Source organism: Streptomyces sp. NBC_00322 (assembly GCF_036147535.1).
Taxonomy (GTDB): domain Bacteria; phylum Actinomycetota; class Actinomycetes; order Streptomycetales; family Streptomycetaceae; genus Streptomyces.
Genome location: NZ_CP108019.1, coordinates 2,130,071 through 2,151,008, shown reverse-complemented (window position 1 = coordinate 2,151,008; position 20,938 = coordinate 2,130,071). Strand labels below are relative to the sequence as shown.

17 protein-coding genes are annotated in these 20,938 nt (G+C 70.4%); 13 read left to right on the top strand and 4 right to left on the bottom strand.

All coding sequences use genetic code 11. From position 1 onward, the window contains the following. Window positions 1–36: 36 nt before the first annotated feature. The 6 genes from OG905_RS09720 to OG905_RS09695 all read left to right on the top strand — a co-directional run bounded on the left by OG905_RS09720 (window position 37) and on the right by OG905_RS09695 (window position 6,136). Window positions 37–1,422 carry a pyridoxal phosphate-dependent aminotransferase gene (locus OG905_RS09720; RefSeq protein ID WP_328667328.1) on the top strand — a complete coding sequence of 462 codons (1,386 nt, stop codon included), beginning with the start codon at window positions 37–39 and terminating at the stop codon, window positions 1,420–1,422. A gap of 164 nt (window positions 1,423–1,586) precedes the next feature. After that, window positions 1,587–2,129 (top strand): DM13 domain-containing protein, encoded by a 543-nt coding sequence (locus tag OG905_RS09715; protein ID WP_328667327.1) that lies wholly within the window; start codon window positions 1,587–1,589, stop codon window positions 2,127–2,129. A 131-nt stretch (window positions 2,130–2,260) separates the two neighbouring features. Continuing rightward, on the top strand, window positions 2,261–3,508 hold the full coding sequence (locus OG905_RS09710; protein WP_328667326.1) for a hypothetical protein: 1,248 nt from the start codon (window positions 2,261–2,263) through the stop codon (window positions 3,506–3,508). 14 nt (window positions 3,509–3,522) lie between these two features. Then, window positions 3,523–5,097 (top strand): substrate-binding and vWA domain-containing protein, encoded by a 1,575-nt coding sequence (locus tag OG905_RS09705; RefSeq protein WP_328667325.1) that lies wholly within the window; start codon window positions 3,523–3,525, stop codon window positions 5,095–5,097. Beyond that, entirely contained in the window at window positions 5,081–5,854 is a 774-nt protein-coding gene (locus OG905_RS09700) for a hypothetical protein (RefSeq protein ID WP_328667324.1), read from the top strand. Before OG905_RS09705 ends, OG905_RS09700 begins: the two co-directional genes overlap by 17 nt. A gap of 48 nt (window positions 5,855–5,902) precedes the next feature. Next, a complete protein-coding gene (locus OG905_RS09695; protein ID WP_328667323.1) occupies window positions 5,903–6,136 on the top strand; it encodes a DUF6296 family protein in 234 nt (77 codons plus the stop codon). 26 nt (window positions 6,137–6,162) lie between these two features. Here the strand turns inward: OG905_RS09695 and OG905_RS09690 are convergent, their stop codons facing one another. Then, window positions 6,163–6,966, bottom strand: a complete 804-nt coding sequence (locus OG905_RS09690) for a VOC family protein (protein WP_328667322.1) — start codon at window positions 6,964–6,966, stop codon at window positions 6,163–6,165. Window positions 6,967–7,112: 146 nt separating this feature from the next. Here OG905_RS09690 and OG905_RS09685 point away from each other — a divergent pair, with 146 nt between their 5' ends. Then, the gene (locus OG905_RS09685) at window positions 7,113–7,775 is read left to right on the top strand and encodes an RNA polymerase sigma factor (protein ID WP_328667321.1); all 663 of its coding nucleotides are present in this window, start codon (window positions 7,113–7,115) and stop codon (window positions 7,773–7,775) included. Further along, entirely contained in the window at window positions 7,762–8,487 is a 726-nt protein-coding gene (locus tag OG905_RS09680) for a hypothetical protein (protein WP_328667320.1), read from the top strand. The genes OG905_RS09685 and OG905_RS09680 overlap by 14 nt, the downstream gene beginning before the upstream one ends. 98 nt (window positions 8,488–8,585) lie before the next feature. Here OG905_RS09680 and OG905_RS09675 read toward each other — a convergent pair whose 3' ends face one another. After that, entirely contained in the window at window positions 8,586–11,273 is a 2,688-nt protein-coding gene (locus OG905_RS09675; protein WP_328667319.1) for an FG-GAP-like repeat-containing protein, read from the bottom strand. A 386-nt stretch (window positions 11,274–11,659) separates the two neighbouring features. Here OG905_RS09675 and OG905_RS09670 point away from each other — a divergent pair, with 386 nt between their 5' ends. Both OG905_RS09670 and OG905_RS09665 read left to right on the top strand, forming a co-directional pair. Continuing rightward, complete coding sequence (locus tag OG905_RS09670) at window positions 11,660–12,730, top strand: class I SAM-dependent methyltransferase (RefSeq protein ID WP_328667318.1); 1,071 nt, start codon at window positions 11,660–11,662, stop codon at window positions 12,728–12,730. A 161-nt stretch (window positions 12,731–12,891) separates the two neighbouring features. Beyond that, the gene (locus tag OG905_RS09665; RefSeq protein ID WP_328667317.1) at window positions 12,892–15,054 is read left to right on the top strand and encodes a SpoIIE family protein phosphatase; all 2,163 of its coding nucleotides are present in this window, start codon (window positions 12,892–12,894) and stop codon (window positions 15,052–15,054) included. Between the two features lie 17 nt (window positions 15,055–15,071). Here the strand turns inward: OG905_RS09665 and OG905_RS09660 are convergent, their stop codons facing one another. Beyond that, window positions 15,072–15,743, bottom strand: coding sequence for a TetR/AcrR family transcriptional regulator (locus OG905_RS09660; protein WP_328667316.1), 672 nt, complete (start codon window positions 15,741–15,743; stop codon window positions 15,072–15,074). 63 nt (window positions 15,744–15,806) lie between these two features. Between OG905_RS09660 and OG905_RS09655 the strand changes: the two genes are divergently transcribed. The 3 genes from OG905_RS09655 (at window position 15,807) to OG905_RS09645 (ending at window position 19,367) form a co-directional block, all read left to right on the top strand. Beyond that, on the top strand, window positions 15,807–17,333 hold the full coding sequence (locus OG905_RS09655) for a monooxygenase (RefSeq protein ID WP_328667315.1): 1,527 nt from the start codon (window positions 15,807–15,809) through the stop codon (window positions 17,331–17,333). A 144-nt stretch (window positions 17,334–17,477) separates the two neighbouring features. Further along, window positions 17,478–18,734, top strand: coding sequence for a hypothetical protein (locus tag OG905_RS09650; protein WP_328667314.1), 1,257 nt, complete (start codon window positions 17,478–17,480; stop codon window positions 18,732–18,734). 84 nt (window positions 18,735–18,818) lie between these two features. Beyond that, window positions 18,819–19,367, top strand: coding sequence for a hypothetical protein (locus OG905_RS09645; RefSeq protein ID WP_328667313.1), 549 nt, complete (start codon window positions 18,819–18,821; stop codon window positions 19,365–19,367). 15 nt (window positions 19,368–19,382) lie between these two features. Here the strand turns inward: OG905_RS09645 and OG905_RS09640 are convergent, their stop codons facing one another. Beyond that, on the bottom strand, window positions 19,383–20,933 hold the full coding sequence (locus tag OG905_RS09640; protein ID WP_328667312.1) for a hypothetical protein: 1,551 nt from the start codon (window positions 20,931–20,933) through the stop codon (window positions 19,383–19,385). Window positions 20,934–20,938 lie beyond the last annotated feature (5 nt).

The window sequence follows — 20,938 nt, the reverse complement described above, 5'->3', positions numbered from 1 at the left end:
CCGTACGGGCCATTGGCAGGCAGGGGAGGCAGATCCATGGCCGGCGGCAACGTCACGGCACTCTTCCGCGCGTCCACCGCGCACAGCCCTTCGTACTTCACCTTGAACAGGGCAGGCGGTGGACAGGCCGGAGAGATCACCGACTTCTGCATCCCGTGCAATCCGTACTTCCCCACCCCCGAGATGTTCGACATGCTCGGCAGCCGCCTGCGCGAGATCCTCACCTACTATCCGAGCTCGGCGGACACCATCACCGCCGAGCTCTGCCAGGTGCTCGGACTCAATCCGCAGACCGTTGCCATGGGCAACGGATCCACCGAACTGATCACCTGGATCGACCACTTGCTGGTCCGCGAGTCGCTGGCCGTGCCTGTGCCCACCTTCGGACGGTGGACCGACCAGCCGATGGAGACCGGCAAGCGCGTCGACATGCTCCTGCTGCCCGAGGCGCACGGATTCGGCCTGGACACGGCGTCCTTCGTGCAGTTCATCCGGAGCCGCGGCTCGCGGGCAGCGGTCATCTGCAACCCCAACAACCCCGACGGCGGCTTCCTGCCCCAGCAGCGGGTCATCGCGCTCCTCGACGAGCTCCAGGATCTGGATCTGGTCGTCGTCGACGAATCCTTCCTGGAGTTCGCGGACGCCGAGCCCGAGCCGAGCGTCGCCTCGGAGGCCGTGCTGCGGACGAACGTGATCGTGCTGCGCAGCCTGGGCAAGAACTTCGGTCTGCACGGCGTCCGCTTCGGCTATCTCGTCTCGAATCCCACCCTCGCCGGGAAGGTGCGCTCTGCCCTGCCGAAGTGGAACCTCAACTCCTTTGCCGAGACTGTGGTGTTCATGCTCAAGGAGCACCGTCAGGAGTACGCCGAAAGCCTCTCGCAGGCCCGCCGCGACCGGCAGGAGATGACCTGGCGGCTCTCCCAGCTGCCGGGTATGACCGTCTATCCCTCGCAGGGCAACTTCCTGTACGTACGCCTTCCCGAGGGCGTGGACGGCTCGGTCCTGCGCGACCGGCTGCTCGCCGAGCACGGCGTGCTGGTGCGCGAGTGCAGCAACAAGGTCGGCAGTTCGAGCCGGTTCCTGCGGCTGGTGGTGAGGCCGCAGGAGGATGTGCTGCGGCTCATGCAGGCGATGGAACAGGTGCTGTACGGGCGGCGCATCCAGGCTCCGGAGCCGCCTCCGCAGCCGATGGCCCCGATGCTGTCCCAGGTGCCCTCGGGGCAGCCGCTGCCTCCGGAACAGAGGCAGGTGCAGGCGGCGGTGCCGATGCTGGCGCTGGCGCAGCAGCCGGTCTCGGCGCGGGGGCTCGTCCCGGCCCGTGCGCAGCGCGCCGTCCCGGTGGCCGCGGAGCAGCCTCAGCCGATGGCACCCGGCTACAGCTCGGGCACGGCGGCGGTCGACCGTCTGATCGCGGGGGCGTGAAGTCCCGGTCGCGTCTGCGGCGAGCAGTCCAGTCACGGACATCACCGCCCACGCCCCCTGCTGACGTAAGACTTCCGTCATCCGCCGGGCCGCCCGTCGCGGCGCGACGTCCCGTTGAATGGACAGGCCCGGGCACCGCGCCCGGCGGATAACGGGAGGACGTCGTGGGACGCGTGCGGTTGTTGCTGAAGAGGCCTGTGGTCATATCGGCGCTGGTCGTCGGTGCGCTGGGGCTGAGCCTGGGGGTCTACTGGTTCCAGCCGTGGAAGCTGTGGGTCGACGAGACGGTACGGGACGCACTCCCCGCTGCCGCCGTGACTCCGGCGGCCGGGGAGCCGGCCGCCGCCGCCCCGCAGATCCTCGCGTCAGGCACGCTCATCAGCCACGAGCACGACACCTCGGGCTCGGCCCGGATCGTCAAGCTGCCCGACGGTTCCCGCATTCTGCGGCTGGAGAACCTGGACACCAGTAACGGTCCTGATCTGCGGGTGTTGCTCACGGACGCCCCTGTGAAGCAGGGCACGGCGGGCTGGCGGGTCTTCGACGACGGCAAGCACGTCAGCCTCGGCGAGCTCAAGGGCAACAAGGGCGACCAGAACTACGCCCTGCCCCGGGACCTCGATCTGGCGGGATACACCAGCGTCAGCATCTGGTGCGACCGCTTCGACGTCTCTTTCGGCGCCGCCGAGCTCGCCCCGCCCGCGTAGTCACTGCGTGCCCAACTCCCCCGTCAGGCAGCGCAGTTGTTCACCGTGGATTCGCCGAATGATGCCCGGACGGCCCTCCGGCTGCGACATGCTGTCGGCAGCGGAGACGGGGGACATCGGGGGAGGCGTCCGTGGTCATTGGGGAGAGACCTGTCGTCGAGGAGCCGCGACTGGCCGTCCGGCGCCCTTCGTCGTCCTTATGGTCGCGGCGTACCTTCCTGGTCGTCTTTCTGCCCGCGCTGGCAGCCGTACTGACCGGGGCGGCGGTCCTCGGCATCTCGGGGAACTTCCTGCTTCCCTTCGAGCGGATCACCACCCTCGAAGGGAAGATGGCCTCCAAGCGGGACTTCTTCGAGGACGATGAGGTCCAGCGGCTGCTGCTGAAGCATCACATCCGGATCCACATCACCAGTTCCGGATCGCGCGATGTCGCCATCCGCGACATCTCCTCGTACGACTTCGTCTTTCCCTCCGGACAGCCCGCCGGAGATATGATCACCGGTCAGCGCGCGGCGGACAACCAGTACGTGAAGGTCCACCGGCCCTTCGTCAGCCCCATCGTGCTCGCCACCTACCGGGAGTACGCCGAGACTCTGCGCGACGCCCAGATCGCCACCCCGCAGCCCGCCCCGGGGCAGGACAAGCCGCTCTACTACGTGCTGGACATGGGGCAGTTCCTGAAGGTCATCAGCGAGAGGAAGCGGTGGGCCGACTTCGGGATCGAGAAGCACGGGATCACCAATGAGAACCGGATCATTGCCCAGAGCCCCGACGTCTGCGGCTCCAACTCGGCGGGAACGTATCTGGCACTGGTCGCCTTCACCCGGCGCGGCAAGGGCAATGACGTGCCGCAGACCGACCGGGAGGCCGACGAGCGCGGCCGGGCGATCAAACCCCTCATGGAGCAGGGGCTGCCTGCCGCCGACGTGTTCCGCACGTACATCTCCCCGGAGGGTAAGGGAATCGCCCCCGTGGTGGTGGCGTACGAGCACCAGTACCTGACCTACCAGGCGCAGTTCCAGGCGGAGTCCAAGAAGCTGGACACCGAGCGGGTGCTGCTCTACCCGGCCAGTCAGTTCGTGACCCAGCCGCAGTTCATCGCGCTCAACCGGGACGGCGACAAGCTCGGTGAACTCATCACCCACGACCCACAACTGCGACGCCGGGCCATGGAGTTGGGCTTCCGGATCCTCGACCCGACGGGCGAGGTCGCCGGTGACCAGCTGTCGAGGTTCCTGGAGGAACGGCACATCCCCGTCCCCTCGATGGCACGCGACAACACCAGGACCTCGATGCCCAGGCTCCGCTTCCTGGAGAGGATGATCTCCGTCGTGGGCGACTGCCCGGCCGCCGAAGTCCCGGCCGGAGGGCCCGAATGAGAGCGCGGCCTCGTATGACGGGCTTCATCACCCTGTGTCTGGCGTGGCTGTTGCTCGGCGCTGCCACCGCCTGCTCCACCGACGCCCCGAAGCCGGTCACCCTGCGGGTGCTGGCCAGTTCGGAGCTCGCCGACCTGGGGCCCCTGCTCGACGACCTGCGCCGCGACACCGGGATCACCCTGGAGATGGACTATCGCGGCACCGTGGACGCCAGCAACGCACTCGCTCCCGGGAAATACCACCACGATCTCGCCTGGCTCTCCTCCGACCGCTATTTCCGGCTCAAGCTGAAGGAGGCCGGGACCAACGCCGAGAAGCCCCTGGCCACCAGCATCATGCGCTCTCCCGTCGTGATCGGACTGAAGCCCCAGGCGGCCCAGCAGCTGCGCCGCAGGGCCCCCGACCGGCAGATCTCCTGGGCCGATGTGGCCGACTCGGCGGCGGACGGGTCGCTGCGGTTCGCCATGGCCGACCCACGGCACAGCAACAGCGGTCTCGCCGCGCTCGTCGGCGTGGCGACCGCCGCCGCGGGCACCGGCGGTGTGCTGCGCCCCGAGGACGTCTCCTGCGACCGGCTGCGCGGCTTCTTCACGGGACACAGACTCAACCAGGACTCCTCGGTCCGGCTGGCCGACGGATTCGTACGGCGGCAGAACGACCTGGACGCCCTCATCACGTACGAGTCCGAACTGCTCACCCTCAACAGCAGCGGGAAGCTCCGCACACCCCTGGAGATCGTCTACCCCAAGGACGGCATGGTGCTGTCCGACTACCCCCTGCTGCTCCTCGACCCGGCCAGGCGCGCCGCGTACGACAAACTCGTCGAGTGGCTGAAGAGCGAACCGGTCCAGAAGAAGATCATGGAGCGCACGCTGCGACGGCCGGTCGATCCGGCCGTGCCCCGGGACCCGCGCCTTCGTGAGCCTGTCGGCAACGCCCTGTACTTCCCGGACAAGCAGGAGGTCGTCGACCGGCTTCTCGCCGACTACGGCGATCCACAGCGCGAGAAACCCGCGCAGGTGATCTTTCTGCTCGACTTCTCCGGGTCGATGCGCGGCAAACGCATCGCGCAGCTGCGCGCGACCTTCGACGGTCTCAGCGGCGCCGACGATTCCCACTCGGGAAAGTTCGTGCGCTTCTACCGGGGCGAGTCGCTGACCGTGATGCGGTTCGGCGGCCGCGTACTCGACGAGCGGAGCGTGACCTACGACAGCGCGCGGGATCTGGACCGGCTGCGCGGCTTCGTGGCGTCCGACGCCTTCGGGGACGGCACCGCGATCTGGTCCACGCTCGACCGCGCCTACCGGAAGGTGTCCACCGTTGTACGGGACCAGCCGGGGCAGGCCGTCTCCATCGTGCTGATGACGGACGGCGAGAACAACGCGGGGATGGACCTGGACTCCTTCATCCGCCGGTACGAGGCACAGCCGCGGGCGGCACGCGCGGTGCGCACCTACACCATTCGCTACGGCGAGGCCGACACCAGGGAACTCGATCGAGCGGCACGGGCGACCGGCGGACGTATGGTCGACGCCACCGCCCAGTCGCTCCTCAGCGCATTCAAGGAGATACGTGGGTGTGTTCAGTGAGGAGTGGTGGGGAGTCTGGTGGCCCTGGATGCTCCTGTGGCTGCTGACGGCTGCCGGTCTTGTCACGCTGCTGGTCGTGGCGCTCTCCCGGCTCACCCGCGGACGGGGGAAGAGCGGTCGGAACCTGACGTTCAGCATCTGCTTCTACCTCCACGACAAGACCGTCATGGACCACTACCAGATGCGCCGCTACACGGCCGCCCTGCGCAAAGAGGTGGAGCAGCGGACCACCGCCGCCAACGACGGGCACATCCGCGCCAAGGTCTTCGGCGTCGGGGTCGGCGGCGGCAGGCGTGACAACCGGGAAGTCGTCGCCAAGTTCCTGGAGGTGGCCGAGCCGATTTCGGTGATCGGCATCGTCATGGACGTCCTGGAGGAGAACGACGTCATCGTGCATGTGGACCTCGTCAACGAGACCGTCAGACGCAACGCCGCGCTGTCGGGCGGGCTGTCGGCGCTGCGCGGTCCCGGCTCCTCCCCGCAGACCGTACGGCTGCGCGACATCGAGGACTTCGTGCTCATCAGGGGCCGCTTCCGGAAGATCGGCGAATCGCCGGAGTCCACGGTCTTCCTGGCGCCCTACGGGGATCCGGCCGATCCCGCGGCGGGGCCTCGCGTCCGGGTCACCTGCGCCACGGAAGGACTGCGCAACGAGGTCCCGCGGGGCACCTTCTCGGCCCGCTGCCTCGGCAAGGTCCAGGACTGGAACGCCGAGGACGCGGTACTCGAAGTACAGGCAATGGCGATCTTCCGATAGGCGCCGGGGGCCGGTCTGCGCGACGATGGACGATGTCGGGAGGCACTCATGGATTACCCGGAAACCTACGAGCTGGTGTTTCAGGCGTCCGCCGTGGAGGACGACGCGGTGATCGTCCACCGCACCGCGCAGGCGGGCGCGGGGGGATATCCGATCTACGAGGACGAGACGGGAATCGTGCGCGCGGAGATCAGCGACCGGGGAGAGGTACGCATGCTGGCCAGTGGCGGCCATCAGGTGCTCGGGACGCCGATGACGGTGCGGCCGCTCGGCTCCAGGTGATGGTCCCTGCCGCGACGTGATGGTCCCTACCGCGCCGGGCGGCTCGTGACGGTGAACAGGGCGCCGTCGGGATCGCGCAGCGTCGCCTCCACACCGTAGGGGGCCGGGCCCTGCCCGAGGACCGAGCCGCCGTGGAGGAGTGCGGCCTCGACCGTGGCCTGCACATCGCCGACGGGGAAGTGGACGTGCCAGCGCGGCTGGAACAGCGGGTCGGGTGTCGTGCCGACCGCGCCCGAACTGAGCCGGGCGAGCACCTGACCGTCCTGGTGCAGGACCACCTCGCCCTCCTGGTAGTCGACCTCGCAGCAGCCGGGGCGCTCTCCGGCCCAGTCGAGGACCTCCCCGTAGAAGATCGCCGCCTCGAACGCGTCGCGCGTGCGCAGCCGCAGCCAGGCGGGCGCGTTCTTGCGCCAGGCCTGCCAGTTGGAGACCAGCTGCCCCTCCCAGATGCCGAACACGGCGCCGTCCCGGTCCGCTGCCAGGGCGCCGCGGCCCACCGGGAAGCGCAGCGGGCCCACCGCGACCGTAGCGCTGCGCTCCAGGATCCGAGCCGCCGTCTCGTCCACGTCGGCGACGGCGAAATAGGGCGTCCATGCGACGGGGACCCGCAGGGCGGGGGCGAGCGCGCCGATACCGGCGACGGGCGTGCCCTCGAAATGTGCGATCCGGAATTCGGCACCGAGCAGGGCACGCCGGAAGGTCCAGCCGAGGACCGCACCGTAGAAGGACTGCGCGGCCTGAAGGTCGCGTGCCATCAGGCTGATCCAGCACGGTGCGCCGAAGACCTCATGGCTCGACGTCACGCCGGGGGCCGTGCTCGCTGTCTGCATCACCCTCCATCCTCGCCCGCCGCGGAAGGGCTCGCGAGCCCTGCGGCCGCTCGAACGTATGTGACATTTCCGCGGGGCCCGGCGCAGTCATGTGTAGGGGGCATCAGTTGTGGGTGTGCCGTGACGCGGGCGACGAAGAGGAACGAGTGGGCAAGGTGGGGAGCGGCCGCCGTGCGCAGACGTACGACGCGAAGCTCGGTGAGGACGTCGCGCGGGCACAGCAGGGGGACGAGGCGGCCTTCGCGGCCGCCTTCCGGCTTCTGCAGCCTCGCCTGCTCGGCTTTCTGCGCGGTCTGGTCGGGGACGACGCCGAGGACGTCGCGTCCGACGCGTGGCTGGAGATCGCGCGTGACCTGGGACGCTTCCGAGGGGATGGGGCAGGTTTCCGCGCCTGGACCGCGAGCATCGCGCGCAACCGGGCCATCGACCACTTGCGCCGGCTCGGGAGCCGCCCGCGCGGCACGCTTCTCGAACAGGACCTGATGGAGCTGCCCGCCAGGCAGGACACGGCCTCAGAGGCCTTCGAAACCATTTCCACCGCGCAGGCTCTCGCGCTGATCGCCACCCTGCCCCGCGGGCAGGCGGAAGCGGTTCTGCTGCAGACCGTCATCGGTCTCGACGGACCCGCGGCGGCACGGGTGCTGGGCAAGCGGCCCGGGGCGGTACGCGCCGCCACACACCGCGGGCTGAGACGTCTGGAGAAACATCTGGCGACGCTCGGGCGAAGCCGCGTGACAGATTCGGACTCCCGTGCGCTGGGAGAAGGAGATGACCGAGAACTGATCCAGAGGTGCCATGGACCCCGGTGACGAGCCGCGTACGCCGACGTGGACCCCGACGTCGACCCCGACGCGGGCGGCGGCGGCGGCGACGGTGACGCTCGACGATCTGCTCGCTGCGGCGGCGCGCACGGTGCCCGCGGCACCGCAGGCCGAGCGGCGCGCCGTCGCCGCCTTCCGGGCCGCACGTGACGCGGGGGCGCCCGCCGTGCCCACCCGGCGCAGAGACGACTGGCGGCCAGCGCGGCCGCGGATCAGGGCCCGCTGGATCAAGGTGGGCCTGGGCAGCTTCGTGGCCGCGCTGATGCTGGGCGGCGTGGCGATGGCGGCGGGTGCGATCCCGGCACCGTTCGGGGACGGGCACGGGCCCGGGCCGGTGCCGAGCGCTTCGCCCTCCCGGGACGGGGGGACCACGGCCCCGGGAGGCCCCTTCGTCCCCGTCCCCCCGAAGGTCGGACCGGCCGGACCCACGGGCGACGAGCGACCGCCGACCGCCAAGGACCAGCTGGCGCAGTGCCGTGCGTACGAGGCGCGGCACGGGCGCCCCGGGAGTCTGGACAGCCCGGCCTGGCAGCGGCTCGAGGACGCCGCCGGCGGTCCCGACGCCGTCGCGGCGTACTGCGCAGGCCTGTTGGCCGAGCGGCCTCTCCCGCAGCCGTCGAAGGAACGCCCGTCCAGGGACGCGAAGGTCGACGAGTCCGGGGCGGCTCCCGGGCAGAAGCCGTCCGGCCGGACCCATTGACCCGGGGACCGGGACCGACCGACTGACCCGGGGACACACGAAACGGCCGGGGCCCCAACTTGTGGGACCCCGGCCGCAGTTCGTCGGCGGCAGCCGGACTACGGCGTCAGCGCCAGGCCGATGCGGGCGCCGTTGGGTGCCCCCAGAGCCGTCGTGCCGTAGTAGGCGGCGGAGCTGGTGACGATCCCGCTCGTGCTGCTGTTGTCGAGTTGGAGGATCGTGCCGTTGTTCGCGTCCTCGCCGTCGGCTCCGACGGCGAGATCCGCCCGGCCGTAGCCCGACAGATCGGTGAGCGAGACGGCGGAGCCCAGGCGGTCGTTGGGCTCGGTGTACCCGGGCACCCCGGTGGTGTCCTGGTGGTACGCGACCGAGCCGGTGGCCGTCGGTCCGGTGGAGGAGCCGCGCAGCAGGATGACCTGGCCCGCGTTGCTCTGGGAGACACCGTCGCGGGTGAGGTCCTCGCCCGGCAGGCCGGTGAGGATGTCGTCGTAGCCGTCGAGGTTGACGTCGCCGACGGAGACGGACGCGCCCATGTCGTCACCACTCTCGCCGGTGTCCGGGACGCCGGTGGTGTTCTGGCCGAAGGTCTTGCGGCCGGTGGAGGTCAGCCCGGTCGACGAGCCGAAGACCGCGGTGACCGCACCGCCGGTGAGGGCGTGGCCCGACTCCGTGGTGACCGGCTGGCCGACGGCGAGGTCGGTGTAGCCGTCGCCGTTCAGATCGCCCGCGGCGAGCGAACGGCCGCCGCGCGCGTCCAGGATGCCGACGCGGACCAGACCGGTCGCGGAGCCCTTGAGCCACAGCAGTCGCGAAACCCCGCTCGGGTCACGGAAGTTGATCGCGGCGTCGGCGTAGCCGTCCTTGTTGAAGTCGCCGGTGACGGCTGCGGCGTAGGAGACGGCGGCGGTGTACGCGGTCGTGTTGAGGAAGCCGGCCTTGGTGGGGACGTCGGACTTGTCCTCGAACACCCACCAGCGGCCCGGCTTGCCCGGGGCGAGGGCGAGGATGTCCGCCTTGCCGTCCGCGTTGAAGTCGCCGACAGTGACCGAGGAGCCGAGCTTCTCGCTGACCAGCCGGTAAGCGGCCGAGGTCATGTACTGCTTGCCGCTGTTGAGCCCAGGGCCGTACACGACGGTGACCGAGCCGGTGTCGCCGTGGCCCGAGTCGTCGTCCTCGCCGAGCGCGCCGATGGCGAGGTCGGCGTAGCCGTCGCCGTTGACGTCGCCGTACGCCGACGAGGAGCCGAAGCTGTCGCTGGTCTCGTTCTCACCGGGGATGCCGGGGGAGGCCTGGGTGAGAGTGCGCCGGGTGGCGGAGACCGGGCCGCTCGTGCCGCCGGGCAGGACGGTCACCGCGCCGCCGTTGGCCGCGATCTTCGGCAGGCCGACGGCCAGGTCCGTGATGCCGTTCCGGTCGAAGTCGGAGGTGGGAATCGCGGAGTTGCGCCCGGCGCCCGCGGCGAAGTCGCGGATCGAGGAGAGCTTGGCGTACAGGTTCTTGCCCGGGCAGGCCGTGGCAAAGGCGTCGCGGTGGCCGGAGATCACGTTCATCGTGGCCTGCTGGCCCTCGGTCCACTTGCCGGTGTTGCCCATGGAGGTCAGCGTGACGGTGCCCTTCGGGTTGCCGCCGTACTGGCCGAGCTTCCAGGCGGCGATACGGGCGGCCGACTGCATGGCGGCCGTGCTCGGCCGTCCGGCCGGCTTGCCGGTGGCGGCGTCGCCCTCGAAGTCACCGAGCAGCGCGATGCCGGTGGAGTAGCTGTTGAAGCCGTAGGTGTGCGCGCCCTTGACCGGCAGGTCGACGCCGCCGGCCCGGCCCTCGAAGATCTGGCCGCACTTGTCGACCAGGAAGTTGTAGCCCAGGTCGTTCCAGCCCTCGGACTGGATGTGGTACGTCATGATGCCGCGGACCAGGGCGGCCGATTCGGAGCAGCTGTAGTTGTTCGAGCCGACGGTGTGGTGGATGAAGACCGCCTGCACCTTGTCGATGTACTCGGCGGGGTCGTCGACCAGCGACTCGTCGGCGCCCCAGTGGGCGCGGTCGATGATCGGCGGCCGTTTCACCGTGGACGGCGGCGCGGTCGGCTTGGTGGGCGTCGGACTCGGCGTCGCGCTCGGGGGCGCGGTGTCGGCCGGCGTGTCCGTCGGGGTCGGCGTGGCCGGGTCCGTGGGCGTCGCGGTGTCGCTCGGGACCGCGCTGTCGGACGGCGATGCCGGATCCGTCGGGGCGGCCGGGTCGCTCGGGGAGCCGGAGGGGGTCTCGTCCACCACGAAGGCGGAGTTGTCCATGTCCGTGTCGGCCGGGTTCTCGGCCTCGGCCTTGCTCACACCGGGGTCGACCATGTGCAGCTTCAGGCCCTTGGGCAGTGCCTTGCCCGAGCCGACGCGCACCTGCACGGCGGTGGACGGCCCGACCCACAGGGGCTCGGACGCGCCATGGTCGGTGCCCTCGGCACCGTCCGGCCGGTGTGCTTCCAGGTCCACCGCCTGCCAGCCGGACCACTTGCCGTCCTCGGCGCTGCGCGTACGCACCTCTGCCGTGCCGTCGACCTTGGCCGTGGAGCTGTCCCAGCCGATTCCGACGACCGAGAACGGCTCGGTGTCGGTGGCCGGCAGCTCCCGGTCCTTGGTTCCGCCCTTGGTGAGCCCGAGCGTGCGGAGCTTCGCCGGCCGCTCCTGCTGATGCGGCTTCTTGGGCGAGTCGGACGGGTTGGCCGTGGCGATCGTGACCACCCCCGCCCCGCCGAGGACAACCGCTCCCAGGGTCAGCCAGGCTCGGCGCTTCATGCTCAGGGGTTTGTACGCGTGCGACCTACGCGGGCTCAAGTGCCCCACCTCTCCGATACGTTCACTTGAGGCGCACCCGTCACATGGGCGGCCTGGACTTCCCAGCGCACCGGGCACTGAAAACATCACGGCTCCGGGCCGGCATGTGATGCGGATCACTGATCAAGGGGTAGTGGGGCGTCGTGCGGGACGGGCGGGACTTCTCAAACAAGCCCCAGGCCGTATCTGACGAAACCGTGACGCCGGACCCGTCCCGGCGGCGGGTCGCAGGCCCCCCGCGTAGCATCGGAAACATCGACGACATCCCCGGCCGGTCTGCGGCTCGACGTCTCCTGATCGTTCTTTGAATCGCTCTCCGACCTGCGATGACGAAGGAGCGAGATGCGATGACCACGCAGGCGATGGACGCCGCGAAGCAGGAAATGTTCGCCGGCCGTGCGGTGCAGATATTCAGCGACTCCTGTCTGGGCTTTCTGTGCAGCCTCGGGCACCGGACCGGACTGTTCGACACCATGGCGGGGCTGCCCCCGTCGACCACTGAGCAGATCGCCCGGGCCACCGGCCTGAACGAGCGCTATGTGCGGGAGTGGCTCGGCGGGATGACCGTGGGCGGCATCATCGAGTACACCGCCAAGGACGGCACCTACCGGCTGCCGCCCGAGCACGCGTCCTCACTGGTCCGTGCCTCGGGCCCCGACAACATGGGCTCCTTCATGCAGTACTTGGCGCTTTTTGGCACCGTCGAGGACCAGGTGCTCGAGGCGTTCGAGCGGGGCGGCGGCGTGCCCTACTCCGCGTATCCGCGCTTCCAGGAGCTCCAGGCCGAGGAGACGGCGAGGGTGTACGACCGCGACCTGGTCGATGTTGTCGTCCCGCTGGTGTCCGGCCTCCCGGAACGGCTGCGAGAGGGAATCGACGCCCTCGACATCGGGACCGGACAGGGACGCGCGGTCAATCTCCTGGCCAAGGCCTTCCCGGCGAGCCGCTTCCGTGGCGTGGACATCTCGGAGACAGGTATCGCCGCGGCCCGCCGCGAGGCCGAAGAGTTGGGCCTGGAGAACGCTCGCTTCGATGTGGCGGACACGGCCGAGCTGACCGGCGAGTACGACCTGATCACCGCCTTCGACGTGATCCACGACCTGGCCCGCCCGGCCCGCACGCTGTCCGCCGTGGCCGGCGCGCTGCGGGACGACGGGGTGTTCCTGATGGTGGACGTGGACGCCTCCAGCAAGCTGGAGGAGAACGTCGATCATCCCCTGGGCCCCGTGCTGTACGCCTTCTCCGTCTTCTACTGCATGACCGTGTCCCTCGCCGAGGGCGGCGCAGGACTGGGCACGGTATGGGGTACGCAGACGGCTCGGCGCATGCTCGCGGAGGCCGGATTCGGCGATGTCGAGGTGCGCCGGGTGGAGGGCGACATCCTCAACGCGTACTACGTGGCACGCAAGCGGCACTGACCCCGCACAGGTCCGTCCTGGCGGCGGCCGCTCGCCGCCGGACTGCGTCCCGCCACCCCCGGACGGCGGCTCGGTGCCATGCTGGAGGCAGCACTGGAATGAGCCATGCGGGCGCCGGTTCATGCGCCGAGATCCCGGCCTCTCATGGGTGAGGTAGCGCGATGGACACCTCCGACGGCAGGGCCGGGAATGATCCCCTGGCCGCATCGTTCAACGACCTGGGCACCGAGAGCGACGCGGGGCAGGGGTGGGAGATGGACCGGTCGCTTGTGGGCCAGTTTCTCGCCCGTTCACCGGTGGGCATGGCTGTGATGAGCCCGGAACTGCGCTACATCTGGATCAACGACGCGCTGGAACGCCTCGGTGGCGTCCCTCGTGAGGAGCGGCTGGGGAAGCGGCTCGGCGACGTGCTGCCGAAACTGGACGCCGAGCAGATCGAGGCGACCATGCGCAGGGTCCTGGAGACCGGGGAGCCCGCGGTCGACATCGAGTACCGGGGCCGCACTCAGGCCGATCCGGAGCGCGAGCACGCCTACTCGACCTCGTTCTTCCGGCTCGACGACACGCTGGGCAGGGTGCGGGGCGTCTGCTACATGGTCATCGACGTCACCGACCGCTGGCGCGCCGGGTCGCGGCTCGCCCTGCTGAACGAGGTCGGCGCGCGGACCGGCAAGAGCCTGAACGTCATGCACATCGCGCAGGCGCTGGCGGAGTCCTGCGTCCCTCACCTCGCCGACTTCGTCGCCGTGGATCTGCTGGACCCGGTGCTGCTCGGTGAGGCCCCGCGCCCCGGACCTCTGCCCAGTACGCAGCAACTGCGCCGCGCGGGTCTGCGCTCCGCCACCTCGGACCTGCGGGAGCCGATCGCGGAGACGGGGCAGAGCGTCGTCTTCCCGCCGTCCTCACCGGGTGAGCGATGCCTGCTTGACGGCTCGTCATACCTCCGCCCCGTCCTGGACGACGAGGCTGGTGGGTGGCTCGCCGCCGAGCCGCACCGTGCCGAGGACAACCAGGGCCTTGGCCGGTGTTCGCTGATGCTGGTCAGAGTCGGCGCCCGCGGCAATGCTCTGGGCGTCGCCACCTTCGTCCGCCGCGAGAGCCGCGGCACCTTCGAGCAGGCCGATCTCCTCCTCGCCGAGGATCTCGTCGCGCGAGCGGCCGTCAACATCGACAACGCCCGCCAGTTCACCCGGGAGCACAACACCGCGCTGGCTCTTCAGCGCTTTCTGCTGCCCCAGAGAGTGACGACGCAGAGCACGCTGGAAGTGGAGTCGCGCTACCTTCCCGCGGCAGCCAGCGACGGGGTGGGCGGCGACTGGTTCGATGTGATCCGGCTGTCCGGGGCCCGGGTGGCCCTGGTCGTCGGTGACGTGGTCGGCCACGGGATCCGCGCCGCCGCCTCCATGGGAAGGCTGCGCACGGCCGTCCGTACGCTGGCCGACCTGGACCTTCCTCCGGAGGAGCTGCTGGCCCACCTGGACGACCAGCTGCTCGGTCTCATCGGCGAGGACGTGGCGCACCACGACAGTCCGGCCTCCGCCGTGCTCGGTGCCACCTGCCTGTACGCCGTCTACGACCCGGCCACCCGCAGGTGCACGATGGCCCGGGCGGGCCACCCGCCTCCCGCGCTCGTCTCCCCGGACGGTTCGGTGGCATTCCTCGACCTGCCGCCGGGACCGCCGCTGGGCCTGGGAGGTCTGCCGTTCGAGTCGGCCGATTTCGAGGTGGCGGAGGGGAGCGTCCTCGCCCTCTACACCAACGGGCTGATCGAGGCCCGCGAACGGGACGTGGAGGTCGGGATGTCCCGGCTGGGCACCGCTCTGGCCAGTCCCGGCAGGCCCCTGGACGAATTGTGCGCGAGCGTCCTGACCCACATGCTCAACGGCCCTCCCGACGATGACGTCGCGCTTCTTCTCGCCCGTACGCACGCCCTCGGCAGCGATCAGGTGGCCTCTTGGGACCTGCCGTCCGATCCGGCGGTGGTGGCCGAAGCCCGCGCCCGGACCCTGCGCTGCCTCGACGCATGGGGGCTGAGCGGGCTGGCCTCCACGATGGAACTGATCGTGAGCGAGCTGGTCACCAACGCCATCCGCTACGCGTCGGGGCCCATCCGGCTACGTCTGATCAGGCAGGACGTACTGATCTGCGAGGTCTTCGACACGAGTAACACCTCCCCGCGGCTGCGCCATGCGCGCACCACCGACGAGGGTGGCCGCGGGCTGTTCCTGGTGGCCCAGCTGGCCAAGCGCTGGGGCACCCGGTACACCGCCGAGGGAAAGATCATCTGGGCTGAGCACGACCCTTCCGAAGCTCCGATGATGTAGACGTCGGCCACGCACGGTCACGGCCGGGGCTGTCGCAGCGCCCGCAGGCCCTGGACGAGCAGGCGCAGGCCGAACTCGAATTGGGCCTCGAAGTCCGTGCCGGTCAGCACCGGCAGGGTCGCCGCGAGATGCGGGAACCGCTCCGTCGTCACCGCCGCGCGCAGGGCTTCGGGGTCCGCGGGACCCGAGTCCCCCGGCTGGAGTGCGGCCTGCTCCTCCAGTGTGTGGCCGAGCGTGAAGTGCACGACCGCGAGCCCACCGCGAGCCGCGTCCTCGTCGCCGAAGCCCGCCTCGCGCAGGGCCCCGATGAGAGTTTCGGCGTACCCCAGGGTGCCCGGGCCGGTGGAGTGCGTGCCGGCGTAGACACGGGCGCCGTCCCGGTGCCGCAGCAGCGCGTCGCGCAGCGTACGGGCCAGAGCGGTCAGCCGCTCGCTCCAGTCGGCCTCGGCCCCTGACGCGGACGGGGAGGTGCCGGCCAGCATCTGCTCGGCCATCGCGGTGAGCAGGTCCTGCTTGGTCGCGAAGTAGCGGTACAGCGCACCGGCGCGGACGTCCATCGCGTCGGCGAGGCGTCGCATGGTCAGGGCGTCGAGACCGCTGTCGTCCAGCAGTCGCAGGGCTGTCTCGACGGTACGTGTCCGGTCGAGACGGGCGGGCCGGCCTCTGGCCGGGGTTGACGGAGCACTCATGGACGTCACTATAGTGAACATCGTTCACGTGAACGCTGTTCACTAAATGCTGAGGAGATCACCATGCACACCGATGTGATCGTCGTGGGTGCCGGCCCGACCGGGCTGATGCTCGCCTGCGAGCTCGCGCTGGCGGGCGTACGGACCCGGGTCGTCGAGCGCCGCGCCGAACCGCAGCGGGACTCCCGGGCGCTGACCCTGCACCCCCGCAGCGTCGAGCTGATGGACCAGCGGGGCATCGCCGCCCGCTTCCTCGCGCTCGGCCGGACCGTGCCCGGCTGGCACTTCGCCGGTCTGGACACCCAGTTGGACTTCTCCGCGCTGGACTCCCGGCACGGATACACCCTGTTCCTGGCCCAGGCGCGCACCGAGGCGCTGCTGGAGGAGCGGGCGCGCGAGCTGGGCGTGGAGATCAGCCGCGGGCACGAGAGCGTCGGGCTGAGCCAGGACGCCGACGGTGTCGAGCTGACCGTGCGCCGGCCCGGCGGCGCCTGGACCGTGCGGGCGCGGTACGCGGTCGGGTGCGACGGCGCACGCAGCTTCGTACGACAGGCCGCGGGCATCGACTTCCCGGGAACGGACGAAACGCTGACCGGGATGCTCGGGGACTTCGCCGTCGTCGACCCCGCCGGTCTCGACCGCGCGCGGGCCGCCGGTGTGCTGGCCGTACCGCTGGAGGAGGGTCTGATCCGCTTCGTGTTCATGGATCCGCAGCGGATGCGGACGCCGAGCGCGCAGAAGGTGACGATCGAGGAGTTCCGCTCCTCGCTCGTCCGGATCTGCGGCACGGACTGCGGTGTCGCCGAACCCCGGTGGCTCTCCCGCTTCGGCAACGCCACCCGGCTCGCGGAGAGTTACCGCTCCGGCCGTGTCCTGCTGGCGGGCGACGCCGCCCACATCCACTTCCCCGCGGCCGGCCAGGGTCTCAACACCGGGCTCCAGGACGCGATGAACCTGGGCTGGAAGCTTGCCGCCGAGATCAACGGCTGGGCGCCGCCCGGGCTGCTCGACAGCTACCACGAGGAGCGCCACCCGGTGGGGCGGGCGGTCACCGAGAACACCGAGATCCAGACCCTGCTGTGGGAGCTGACGCTCCTGCCCCAGTACGAGCGTCCGGCGGCGGCCCTGCGCAAACTCCTCGACGACCTCCTGGGCATCAAGGAGGTCAACCGCCGCCTGGCCGCGCAGGTCTCCGCACTCGGCACCTGCTACCCGCCCGCCGACGCCCGAGCCGAACCGCTGGTGGGGCGGCGCATGCCCGACATCGGACTGACCGCTGCCGGTTCGGAGGCGACACGGGTCTACGAACTGCTTCCCCAGGGCCGGTTCGTCCTGCTGGACCTCAGGGGGGACGCCGGCCCGGGCGAGGCCGGAGCCGCCGGGCGGCAATCGCGACTCACCACTGTGACTGTCACCAAGCACGACGAGCACGCGGACCTGGACGGAGTGACCGAGGTCCTCGTACGTCCCGACGGACACATCGCCTGGGCCACCCGCGCCACCGACGCGGATACCCGGCGCACCGAACGGGCCGAGGCGCTGGCGGCCTGGGCCGGACCGGCGAGGAACCGAACGGCGCCGCCGTCGTAATGCCGCCGGCCGGCCGGTTGGGTGACCGTTGCGCGGGCTGCTCGGCGGACTGCCCTTCGGAAGGCTCGGGCAGGGACGGGCGGATACGGATTCATCGGTCCATTCCGGTTGCTGGCACGGACCGCGCACCAGCATGCTGAACCCATGGTTTTCTCTCCCACCACGGTCGCACTCGCCGACATGGTTGCCGAGTTGGGCCTGGTGCGAGCCAATGGGCTGCTGGGCCTGCGGAGACTGGAACTCCCGTTGCTGCACGCGGCGTCGGTCGTGCACAGCGACGGCGGCGAGGGGGATATGCGGCCGGGCGCCGTGGAGGCGCTGTTACGGGACGCCGTCGAGACGCTCGGGGGCGGTGATCTGCAGACCGCCGCGCAGTACACGTTCGGGTTGACGCGGGGGGCACGGGAGTGGGCGGCCCAGGACCGGCGACGCCGGGCGGCAGACGTCTTCCGGGTGAGCATCGACCGGTTCCGCAAGCACCACGAGAAGCTCGTGCTTCAGGAGACGGCGGAAGCGGTACTGGCGCTGTGCTTGGCCCGCTCGCCGGCAACCGAGGGTCAGGGGGCCGGCAACGGAGCCGTGGCGGGGGGGACCGAGGCGATCGCGGAGCGCACGGAGAGTACGGTCCGTGCGGTGGAGCAGACGCGGCGCACCGGCCCCCCGGACGCCCGGCCGCTGCCCCTCGGCCCGCTCTCCCTGCCCGTCGCACTCGGTGGCACGACGGCGCGCATCATCGTGCACACCAGCCCCATCGAATTCGTCACAGGCGTCGACATCCTGGTGTCGTCCGAGAACACCTACCTGGAGATGTCGCGGACCTACAGGCCGACCACATCCGGCGCACTGCGCCGTGCCGCGGCCCGGCAGAACGCAGCCGGCGCCATCCTGGACGACGTACTCGCCCGTGAACTGCACGACTGGCTGGTGCGGTTCGCCTCCCCCGGCCTGCCCGTCGCCCCGGGAACCGTCGCGGCCACCTCCGCCGGGGAACTCGCCTCCCAGGGCGTCCGCAGGGTCTATCACGCGGCCGTTGTGATGCCCAGGACGGACGGTGGCTACGACACGACACCCGCCGTCGTCACAAAGGCGGTTCGACAGGTCTTCGAAGCGGCCGCGGCGGAACGGGACAGCTTCGGCCCGCCCCTGCGGTCTCTGTGCCTCCCGCTGCTGGGCGCGGGCCGTGGTGGTCTGGAACCGGCGGCGAGCCTGCGTGCGATGCTCACCGCGATCGGTCCTGCCCTGGCGGACCGGCCCTTCTGGGAGGTGCATCTGGCGGTGCGGCGTCCGGCGGTGGCCCGGGCCGTGCTCGACGTTCTGGCGGAGCACCGCCCGGCCAACACCCTGCCCAGACCCGGGGGACAGCCCGTTCCCGCCCCGGCGGCGGACGGCCGACGGGCTTGAATGGAAGGGGGCGCTCATCACGCGCGCGCGGCCGCGTCCTCGGACTCCCGGCAGGGAGGCAACCATGCGACGGCGGGAGGCGGCGTGGACGCCACGGCGACAGCACTGCTGGTGACGGTGGTCGGGGCCGCGACGACGACCATGACCGCCCTGATCACCCAGAGCCGGATCGACCGCTCCCGCCGTGACGATCGGCGTGAGGAGGAACGGCGAATGATGGACGACCGGTTCCTCCAGGAGCGCCAGGAGACTCTCGGCGCCCGTCGGTCTCAGTACGCCGTACTCAACACCTCCGCCCGTCAGTACCTGACGGCGCTTTCCGACTACGCGCACGCGCTGGGCCGTGGGTCCGTGGGCGAGCACACCGCCCGGGAAGCGCCGCAGCTGGAGCAGGCCCGGGCGGCTTACCGCGACTGCTACGCGGAGCTTCAGCTGACCTTGCCCGAACCGCTGTTGGCGAGTGTGCGGGCGATGAACCGCTCGCTGAACGCCACCTACGGTGTGCTGATACGGCTCACCCACGGCATGGCCCGCACGGGTGAGACGGTCGAGGGTGCACGGCTCCACATCGCCGGACTCTGGAACGAACTCGGAGAACTGCGCACCGGGTTGAGAGCGGATCTGGCCGACTGAGCCGCCCTCACGGCCTCAGCCCGGATCGATCACCTCTGTCAGGCGGTACGACTTCGTCTTGCCGGACGGCAGAGTGACCAGGACCTGTGATCCGTCGATCTCGTAGAGATAGTCCCCTTTGGGGGCCCGGTAGCCGGTGCTCGTCTCGGTGGCGGGGATGGTGATCGTGCCTGCATCGGGACTCTTCAGCAGGGCCCCGTGGTAGTACACGGTGTCGCCCGCCGTGCGGCACAGGGTGATGTCATGCCAGTTCGTGACGTAGTGGTGGAGCAGTACAGCGCCGGCGCCGTCAGGGATGTCCGCCGCGATCTCGGCCGGGCACGGAGGCGCGGCGGTGTCCGACCTCAGGTCCCCCTGCTCCTGTTGCTGCTCGTTCAGTGCCTTGTAGGCGACGCCTCCTCCCGCGGCGAGCACCAGGATCAGCATGACCGCCCACCAAGGGGAGGCGCTGTTCGAGGCCGTCCGGACTGGTGTGGCGCGGACCGGTGTGGCGCGGACCGGTGCGGCGATCAGCTGTCGAGCGGGCGTCTGCGGCGCGGGGACCGGGCGCGGTGCGGCGGGCGGAGCGGCGACCACGGGGGCGGGCGCAGGCGTCGGGGTCGCCGTACCTCTGCCCGCGGCCCCGGCCCGGAACTTCTGGGTATGCGCGTCCCGGTGCTGCTTCGCGTATGCGTCCAGCACGTCGAGAGGCGGGCGCTGGAAGTTGCCTGTGCCGTCCAGGAAGACGGAGGTGAGGGTCTGCCGCCACTGCGCCGCCGTGGGCCGTCCGTCCGTGGCGAGCGGCTTGCCCAGCGCGAGGGTGAACAAGTCCCGCAGCCGCGGGTCGAGCCTGCGCGGGAAGCCGGAGGCTCCGGTCCAGGTTCCGTTGTCATACCAGGGAGCGCCGGGGTTGAGGAAGAGGCCCTTGTACATGGCCAGCGCCAGCGCGTACCGGTCGCTGTACCGGTCGTGGGCTTTGATCTTCCCGGCCTGCAGACGAGGGTCCTCCCACCCGGGAGTACAGACACCGCTCGTCGGGGCGGGTGAGAAGGAGCGCATCCCGTCGCTGTCGATCAGGTACGCATGCGACGGTGACGGCCGCCAGACCACATTCTTCGCGGAGACGTCGCCGTGCACCAACTGCTCGGATTCGAGATACGCGAAGATGTCGCACACCCGGATCAGCACACCCACCCGGACCGATGCCTGCGGCGGGTTCGCGCGGGCGAGCGACAGGAAGTCGAGCGTGCGGGGGCTCTTGCCGTCGCGCATGAACTCGCCCGGTATCAAGGGCAGGACGACGCCCTTGACTTCGTGTCCGGAACGGACGAGGTCGATGGGCCAGTTCACCGAGGAGGAAGCCGTACCGGCGAGCGAGCGCTGGGCCTCGGCGCGGGCCACGATGTCGTGGCCCATGCGCTGGAGGCGGCTCAGTTGGGCGATGTCGGCGCTGTCGTGCAGCGGTTTCAGGTATTCCTTGTAGACCCGTACCAGGCCTTTGTCGTCACGGCAGCGATAGAGCTTCGCCTGGCCACCGCTGTTCAACTCGGTGTCCTCCACGGCGTACTGGCGGCCGGAGCCTGACATGACAT

What these genes read in the sequence shown, in the direction of transcription:
- OG905_RS09720 (WP_328667328.1), top strand. Translation starts at nt 37, where the DNA reads ATGGCCGGCGGCAACGTCACGGCACTCTTCCGCGCGTCCACCGCGCAC.
- OG905_RS09705 (WP_328667325.1), top strand. Translation starts at nt 3,523, where the DNA reads ATGACGGGCTTCATCACCCTGTGTCTGGCGTGGCTGTTGCTCGGCGCT.
- OG905_RS09695 (WP_328667323.1), top strand. Translation starts at nt 5,903, where the DNA reads ATGGATTACCCGGAAACCTACGAGCTGGTGTTTCAGGCGTCCGCCGTG.
- OG905_RS09690 (WP_328667322.1), bottom strand. Translation starts at nt 6,966, where the DNA reads ATGCAGACAGCGAGCACGGCCCCCGGCGTGACGTCGAGCCATGAGGTC.
- OG905_RS09680 (WP_328667320.1), top strand. Translation starts at nt 7,762, where the DNA reads ATGGACCCCGGTGACGAGCCGCGTACGCCGACGTGGACCCCGACGTCG.
- OG905_RS09675 (WP_328667319.1), bottom strand. Translation starts at nt 11,273, where the DNA reads ATGAAGCGCCGAGCCTGGCTGACCCTGGGAGCGGTTGTCCTCGGCGGG.
- OG905_RS09670 (WP_328667318.1), top strand. Translation starts at nt 11,660, where the DNA reads ATGACCACGCAGGCGATGGACGCCGCGAAGCAGGAAATGTTCGCCGGC.
- OG905_RS09665 (WP_328667317.1), top strand. Translation starts at nt 12,892, where the DNA reads ATGGACACCTCCGACGGCAGGGCCGGGAATGATCCCCTGGCCGCATCG.
- OG905_RS09660 (WP_328667316.1), bottom strand. Translation starts at nt 15,743, where the DNA reads ATGAGTGCTCCGTCAACCCCGGCCAGAGGCCGGCCCGCCCGTCTCGAC.
- OG905_RS09655 (WP_328667315.1), top strand. Translation starts at nt 15,807, where the DNA reads ATGCACACCGATGTGATCGTCGTGGGTGCCGGCCCGACCGGGCTGATG.
- OG905_RS09650 (WP_328667314.1), top strand. Translation starts at nt 17,478, where the DNA reads ATGGTTTTCTCTCCCACCACGGTCGCACTCGCCGACATGGTTGCCGAG.
- OG905_RS09640 (WP_328667312.1), bottom strand. Translation starts at nt 20,933, where the DNA reads ATGTCAGGCTCCGGCCGCCAGTACGCCGTGGAGGACACCGAGTTGAAC.